The sequence below is a fragment of the Mesorhizobium sp. M1078 genome (assembly GCF_040318615.1).
GTDB lineage: Bacteria > Pseudomonadota > Alphaproteobacteria > Rhizobiales > Rhizobiaceae > Mesorhizobium.
This window is the reverse complement of sequence record NZ_JAMYMP010000010.1, coordinates 194,461-201,196: the sequence shown is the minus strand read 5'-3', so window position 1 is coordinate 201,196 and position 6,736 is coordinate 194,461. Positions and strand designations below refer to the sequence as shown.

At 57.7% G+C, this 6,736-nt stretch carries 7 protein-coding genes and 1 pseudogene; all 8 read right to left on the bottom strand.

All coding sequences use genetic code 11. The features are described from left to right. Positions 1–402 precede the first annotated feature (402 nt). The 8 genes and pseudogenes from NKH38_RS16195 to NKH38_RS16160 all read right to left on the bottom strand — a co-directional run bounded on the left by NKH38_RS16195 (position 403) and on the right by NKH38_RS16160 (position 6,735). Positions 403–1,377 carry a LysR family transcriptional regulator gene (locus tag NKH38_RS16195; RefSeq protein WP_023685036.1) on the bottom strand — a complete coding sequence of 325 codons (975 nt, stop codon included), beginning with the start codon at positions 1,375–1,377 and terminating at the stop codon, positions 403–405. Positions 1,378–1,441: 64 nt separating this feature from the next. Then, positions 1,442–2,230, bottom strand: a complete 789-nt coding sequence (locus NKH38_RS16190; RefSeq protein ID WP_023698293.1) for an ABC transporter permease — start codon at positions 2,228–2,230, stop codon at positions 1,442–1,444. 3 nt (positions 2,231–2,233) lie between these two features. Continuing rightward, a complete protein-coding gene (gene nodI / locus NKH38_RS16185; RefSeq protein ID WP_023685034.1) occupies positions 2,234–3,145 on the bottom strand; it encodes a nodulation factor ABC transporter ATP-binding protein NodI in 912 nt (303 codons plus the stop codon). 54 nt (positions 3,146–3,199) lie between these two features. Further along, positions 3,200–3,433: pseudogene (locus NKH38_RS16180) on the bottom strand (carbamoyltransferase N-terminal domain-containing protein); the annotation flags it as partial. A 37-nt stretch (positions 3,434–3,470) separates the two neighbouring features. Then, positions 3,471–4,100 (bottom strand): nodulation methyltransferase NodS, encoded by a 630-nt coding sequence (nodS, locus tag NKH38_RS16175; RefSeq protein WP_023755874.1) that lies wholly within the window; start codon positions 4,098–4,100, stop codon positions 3,471–3,473. Positions 4,101–4,113: 13 nt separating this feature from the next. Next, the gene (gene nodC, locus NKH38_RS16170) at positions 4,114–5,472 is read right to left on the bottom strand and encodes a chitooligosaccharide synthase NodC (protein ID WP_352765052.1); all 1,359 of its coding nucleotides are present in this window, start codon (positions 5,470–5,472) and stop codon (positions 4,114–4,116) included. A gap of 13 nt (positions 5,473–5,485) precedes the next feature. Then, positions 5,486–6,145: a chitooligosaccharide deacetylase NodB gene (nodB, locus tag NKH38_RS16165; protein WP_023672235.1), complete on the bottom strand. Its 660-nt coding sequence runs from the start codon at positions 6,143–6,145 to the stop codon at positions 5,486–5,488. Next, a complete protein-coding gene (locus tag NKH38_RS16160; RefSeq protein ID WP_023694280.1) occupies positions 6,142–6,735 on the bottom strand; it encodes a NodA family N-acyltransferase in 594 nt (197 codons plus the stop codon). The genes nodB and NKH38_RS16160 overlap by 4 nt, the downstream gene beginning before the upstream one ends. Position 6,736: the final 1 nt, after the last annotated feature.

Below are 6,736 nucleotides of genomic sequence, written 5' to 3'. Positions count from 1 at the left end.
TCAAAGCTGAATCCTTTAAGGAATGGTTGTCACGTAAGTCTCCGGAGGCTGGCGACCCAGCTCCCTATATTGCTCCCCGACCGGCAACCGACTGCATCCGCTCGCTGGTTCAGGATCAGTGCTCCCGCCGAATATGTTTGGTCCCGGCGTTTAATGGAGCGCGTCAACAACACCGTCCGGCTGAAGGTTTGGAAGGGATTCATCGTGGTCGGCCGCAAGGGCCCGAACAGGCTTCCGCCTCCACACCTTCAGGCGCGTTCATATTCGTCATCGGACAATTGCAGAAATCGATTGCTTGGATAGGCACACATTTACGAAATGGATTCACTCTCGTTCGCTTCGCCCTTCTGCTGAGCAGTTGCGGGGTCGCAGGCGGCGGGGGATCGCCATCCATGCCTCCTCTCATAGTCGAGGGGGGGGCAGTTTCTCAATTTGGGGACAACTGAGACGTCCGGTGCTCTTAGGCAGAGGAATCATACGAGATCCCTCCTGCAACATCATTTCCCGCATCCACAGGCTTGCCGGATCACTATTGTGGAGCGCAGGCCATTGAACGGCCTCCGTGAATGCGGGAGGAAGTGGCGGCGGAAGTTTGACAATCCGCAGGGGTGTTGTTTTTGCGAAATGCTGCGCCAGCCGTAAGGGCATGGTCCCGATCCGGCTGGTGCCTGATACAACGGGCGGGATCAGGCTAAAGCCGTGTACGACAACTTCGATGCGTCTCTCGAAACCGTGCTCGAGCAAATACCATTCCTCCATGGAGAGCTGCCGGGTGTCCCCGAATTTGAACACAACCTGCCCCATCGATAAGTATCGCTCCAATGTAAGTGGCTCTGATAGCTGCTTGTTCGTGCCGCAGCCTACGCACACGAGCATATCTTCGAACAGGGCTGCGCGAGGATGTTTCGACATGAATACTTCCGGCATGATCAGAAAATCAACGTCGCCGCGCCGGAGAAGCTCCTCGGGATCGTCGGAAATAGGGAGACATTCAAAGCGGACGGCGGGAGCTTCCCGCGCAGCACGTTCTACGATCTTCTTAAAAAATACGAGCGTGATGTAATCGGAAAGGATAATCCGGAAGCGACGATCCGATTGGGCTGGGTTGAAGGCGTCCCAGGAAATAATCGATAGCTGGATGTGCAGCAATGCCTCCCTGACTGCTGGGGCGAGCCCCTCAGCGCGAGGTGTCAAAATGAGCTCGCGGCCGCTCATCGTAAATAGCTCATCGCTGAAATAGGCGCGTAACCGAGCAACGGCGGCGCTCATTGCCGGCTGGCTCAGGTTAATACTGCGGGCCGCCGCGGTGACTTTACGTTCCCTGACCAGAGCGTCCAACACAACGAGGAGATTCAGATCGAGTCCCTTAAAACGCATGTCTTGATCTAGGCGGCGTGTGAATGGGTTGCGACCAAACATTCAATTCGAATGGTGAGTAGCGTCAACGCATCAGCCTTCGACGAAAAAGAGCAATCGAAAAGAAGAAGGGCAAAACTGTGTATATGCAAAGCGCGCCGATATGCAGGCCCATTTTGTCAATCGGACGGCCAAGCATCGCTGGACGAATGAGGTCGATTGCATGTGCGAGCGGTAATAAGGAGGCAGCATACTGAAAAGCGCCGGGCAATTGGTTGATCGGAAACATCGCGCCGCAAAGGAACAGCATGGGTGTAATAACAAGCGTATTATAAAATATGAAATATTCATAACTGGGCGCAAGCGCCGTGACGACCATCGCTAGACTCGCGAAGGCGAGGCCATTGAGAGCGATGACTGGCAGCAAGCAGAGGATGGATGGCCACGATGCGTAGCCGAGCGTGGTGGCAACAATAGTGATTGCTGTGCCCGCCATGAGGGCCTTCGTGGCTGCCCACGCCAATTCGCCGAGTAAGATATCGCCGAGCGTCAGCTGAGTGCATAGCATTCCTTCCCAGGTGCGCTGGTCGCCCATGCGGCCGAAACTCCCGTAGACCGTTTCAGCGGTCGCCGATGCCATCACGCTTGTGGCAACCATGCCAGCCGCGAGAAACGCAATGTACGAAGTGCCCTCAACAGGACCTATCATTGTTCCGATGCCAAAGCCGAGACCGAACAGATAGATCATCGGATCGGCGAGGTTGCCGAGAACCGATGCAAGCCCGATTTTCTTCCATCCAAGATAGTTGCGGCGCCAAACCGCGACCCAATTCCACGCATTGGCGGGCATGCCCGCCGCATAACGTTCGCCCATTGTTCAGTCCTCCATCTCGCGCCCGGTTAACCGCAAAAACACATCCTCGAGATTGGGGGGACGCTGCAGAAGGCGTAGACCCGTGCGCCCGCGTAGCTGCGCCAGCACCTGCTCCGGATCGGGTGCATAGCAAAAAAGCGTCTCACCGCTCACCTCGATGCGCTGTGCGTACGGCCGGATCAGCGCACCCAGTTCATGCGGATTGCCGCCGTAGACCTCGACCACGTCACAGCCGATCTGCTCGTCAATGAGTTCGGACGGGCGACCTTCGGCGATCTTGCGCCCCTCCTCCATAACGCACAGCCGATCGCACAGCCGCTCGGCCTCTTCCATGAAATGGGTAGTCAAAAGAATAGTCTTGCCCCGCGCCAGCAGCGATCGCAGCCGATCCCAGATCAGGTGGCGGGCCTGCGGATCGAGGCCGGTGGTCGGCTCGTCCATCACCAGCAAGTGCGGGTCATTGATGAGCGCACGCGCGAGCGTCAGGCGCCGCTTCATGCCGCCGGACAGTTCGGCGACGCGCGCATCCGCTTTGTTCTCGAGGCGGGCGAACTCAAGCAGCGATGGTATGACCGCATCGATCTGGCGTCTGCTCATCCGGAAGTAGCGCCCGAACACCAACAGGTTCTCGCGTACAGTGAACGCGGCATCAAGATTGTCGAACTGCGGGACCACGCCGATGCGCATACGTGCCAAACGCGCGCGCGCCGGCACTGGAGCGCCGAGCACAGTAATCTTCCCCGCATCAGGCGATGTCATGCCGAGGACCATACGCGCAATCGTGCTTTTGCCCGCGCCGTTCGGTCCCAAGAGCCCGAAGCATTCCCCCGCCGCAACGCGGAACGACAGCCTGTCGACAACGAGCTTGTCATAAGTTTTGCTTACGTCAGTAAGGTCGATCGCTATCATGGACATGGGTTCATTTTACCGAGAGGGACGACAAAACTGGCGGTTGCTTGGTTCCCTGCCGATCTGAAACTGTAACTCGTCTTCGCCATCCCCGCCGTCGATAACGAACTGATCGACATCACAAGGATCTAGCCGCTGCTCCGCTAAAGCGGCGACAATTGCGTCGAGATTATCGATGGATTGGTAACGCGGATCGTTGTGCCGCTTTTCCTGGTCATCGCAGAAGACGAGCCGTCCATCCTCGACCAGGGCGATCGCCCCATCATGGGTCAGCTTGGTACCACAGATGCGCATAGTGTCTCCACGTTAACGGCGATAGATTCGAGATTCATCAGGAAGCGGAAATCGGGTTCCGGAAACGGACGAGCAAGCAGTCTTCGTTGACCGACTCGCCCCGACACTCAAGCCGCTCTACCTCGATCAACGTTTCGTTCAGCATGGCGATGACCGGCTCAGCACCAGCGGCGTGACCCCAGCGACGGCAATTAGCATCCCTTGCCGATCCGAAGATCAGATGCCCGCCTGGCGCAAGCACCCGCACCAGGTTTTTGATGGCCGCGCGCATCTCGGCTATGTCTCCGAGGTAGTAGAGGACCTCCGCCACAACGATCACGTCAAACAACTCGTCGGTCGAAAACTGTTGAACATCGCAGACTATCCAGTTGATGCGCGACGGCTCCTTTATCCGTTGACGTGCTCGAGCAATCGCTTGCGCCACGACATCGATGACGGTGAGCCCTTGGCAGTAGGGGACTAGTTTTTCCGTGAATGCGCCGGCAGCGCACCCGACTTCGAGGGCATTTGTAATGGAGCCTTGGGCAAGCGCCAGCTGGAGCATTTGCGTGTGGCGCTTCCGCTCGAATGGATTGCCGTCGAGGCGCCACGGATCGTCAGCGGCCAATTCCCGATCAAGCAACTGATGATTCACGTTCTGGGTCAAACTCGTGCACCTCTCGTCCATTAGGTATTTGCGGTCAGTCGTCGCCGCAAATGTTGTCCGACAGGACTAATTCCGAAGAATCCCGCGCAAGATTGAGCCTGCGAAGCGGAGCCGAATGGGGCGAGAGTTCTGCCCTGCTGGAACCAGTGATCGGAGCTTGGGTGGGGGCCTGTTTTCCCCCAGTGTTCGATGTAGCGACAGCAGAGCTTCGCGACAGCCAATCGCTATTGCTCAAGGTACACAGCGCGTAGGCCTTCAACGGAAGCAAGAGAAAGACGTTGATGAACGTGTGCAGCGAAAAGCCAAGAAATCGAAATTGTCGAGCACGAAATGCTACCACGCTGCATCGGAGCATGGTCATGGACACAATCATCAGTCCTGTCCACCAAGGCACAGTGCCTGTCAGTGCGAAATGTGCGAGGCCCGTTAATACCGATAGGGCGAGGAGTAGCGCGCCGAGATTCTGTCCGACCACGTCCAACGTGAGATAGCTATTTAGGCTAGGCAGCAAGCGCAGCCCAAGCAGCGTGTCCCGGAATGTGCTTCGTGCCCAACGGAGTTGTTGGCGCAGATACGGTGCGAGTCTGTTCGGAACGACTGTGGCCGCGATGGCGCTCGGAACGTATTCGGTTCGAAAGCCTGCTTTCAGCATCAGGATAGTGAGATGGCGATCCTCACCGAAGTCGCTTGGCTTGCCCCGAAAAAATTGCGACTCGTACTGGTCCAGTAACAAAAGGAGCGCAGACCGGCGGTACATGGCACATGGGCCGCAACAGCACATAACGGCACCGAAGCGAGCCTGTGCCGCGCGCTCCTCGTTGCAAGCCAGCCAGTACTCCATGTCTATCAGCCTGGTCAGCCAGCTCTCGGTTCGGTTACTGGCCGTCAATTGACCCATGACTGCGCCGACCGCTGAATCTCGCATCTTCGGTACAAGCTTGGAAATGACGTCGGGCGCGAGTACCGTGTCTGAATCAACGTTAAGCACCAGATCCCCTGATGAGCGTCGTATCGCGGCGATCTGCGCCTTGCGCTTTCCAACATTCTCGGGAAGCAAAATGATGTCGAACCTGGGGTCGCGCGCGTAGTCTTCGTGGACAGTTCCTAAGGCTTCGCGATTTCCAGAACCGTCATCAACCAAATAGACCCGAAGTCTTCCGGCGTATTCTTGGTCTGCAATGGAAGCCAGGCACTCTGAAAGCGTGCGCGGATCCTCGTTGAAGCAGGGGACGATGACATCCACGCTGGGCAGTTTGTCGGAGCCGACGAGAACCTCCAACCCCGACGAATCCTTTGTCGGCATAGCATAAAGCCCTTGCATGCTCTTATAGGCAGTCGAGAGCAGTGCATAAAGCGAAATGGCCACAGTGCTGGTTGTACCAAGAAGAGTCATGGGATCTCGTTGTTCAGTGATGTTGAGGAAGTGAGCGGATTACAAATCCGCGCTCACGCAGTGCTGGAATCAGCCGGGACAGCGCCGTGACCGTCTGGTCGCGCATGCCGGCGTGAGCGCCCTGGCTCAACTCGCCGGGAGGGCATCCGTCGTGCAAGAGTACAATTGCGCCCGGCCGGACGGAGGCGAGCACTTTATCGATAATCGCCTCGACCCCAGGGCGAGACCAATCTCGAGGGTCGACGGACCAATGAAGGGCCGCCAGCCCGGCGATCTGTGATGCTGTGCAGACTTCTTCGCTCCAGGCGCCGTAGGGCGCGCGAACAAAGCGGACCGAGGCCTGCGGGCACGCTCTCATTATGGCGTCGTTCGCTTCAAAGACCTCACGTTGCACTTCGCCGAAACCGCATTGGTACAGATCCGGATGAGACATCGTGTGGTTGCCTACCTCGTGCCCTTCTGCGATCATCCGTTGGATTAGATATGGGTGCTCTAAGGCGTAGGCGCCGATGACGAAGAAAGTCGCCGGCACCCGCTGCTCTGCCAGCACGTCGAGAATCTCCGGTGTGAAAAGTGGATTGGGACCGTCGTCAAACGTCAGATAAACGCTTCGACGGCCGGTGCCGTCAGAGCACTCACGGCGCACTTCGTACAAGCAATCGGACCGGCTCATAGCTCTGGTCCGTTCCGATCTATCATCGTGCCCGTGGGCCATTCGCTGATCGGCCGTCCAACTGGCAGAACAATTGTGAGTGCGTCATCGATGCGTGTGGGCGGCAGGTCGAGGCGGGCCTCTGGTCGGGTGGAGCGCACGCGAATTCCCGACAAAACGGCCATAGGGCTGTATCGCCGTCCGAACCTCTCAACATGATTCCGCAGCGCGTCCCTGACCGTTCCGAAAGCGAATGGAACGCCAAGCTCCTGCAGTATCGGAAGCATGACATGGATTGAATGGGCGATTCCCAGACCCTCAAGGTCCGGACGTACCCCGTACAGGCCCAGTTCAGCCACCAACAGGTCGACCGCGTCGACCTTGATGAAACGGCGCAGTATGCCCATGTGAGCCGCTACACCGCTTGAATCATAGGCGATTACGCGGAGTTCAGGCCTGGCTCCGGCCCAGCTTCGACTACCTTCGAACGGTTCTGCGTTGGACGCCCCAGTCGGCCCGTACGTATCACGAAAGAACTCGGCGAGCTTAACGTGATCGGAGAGCTGCAACTCGTTTTCCCAGCACAACTTCCACTGCACCTGATGGCGCATT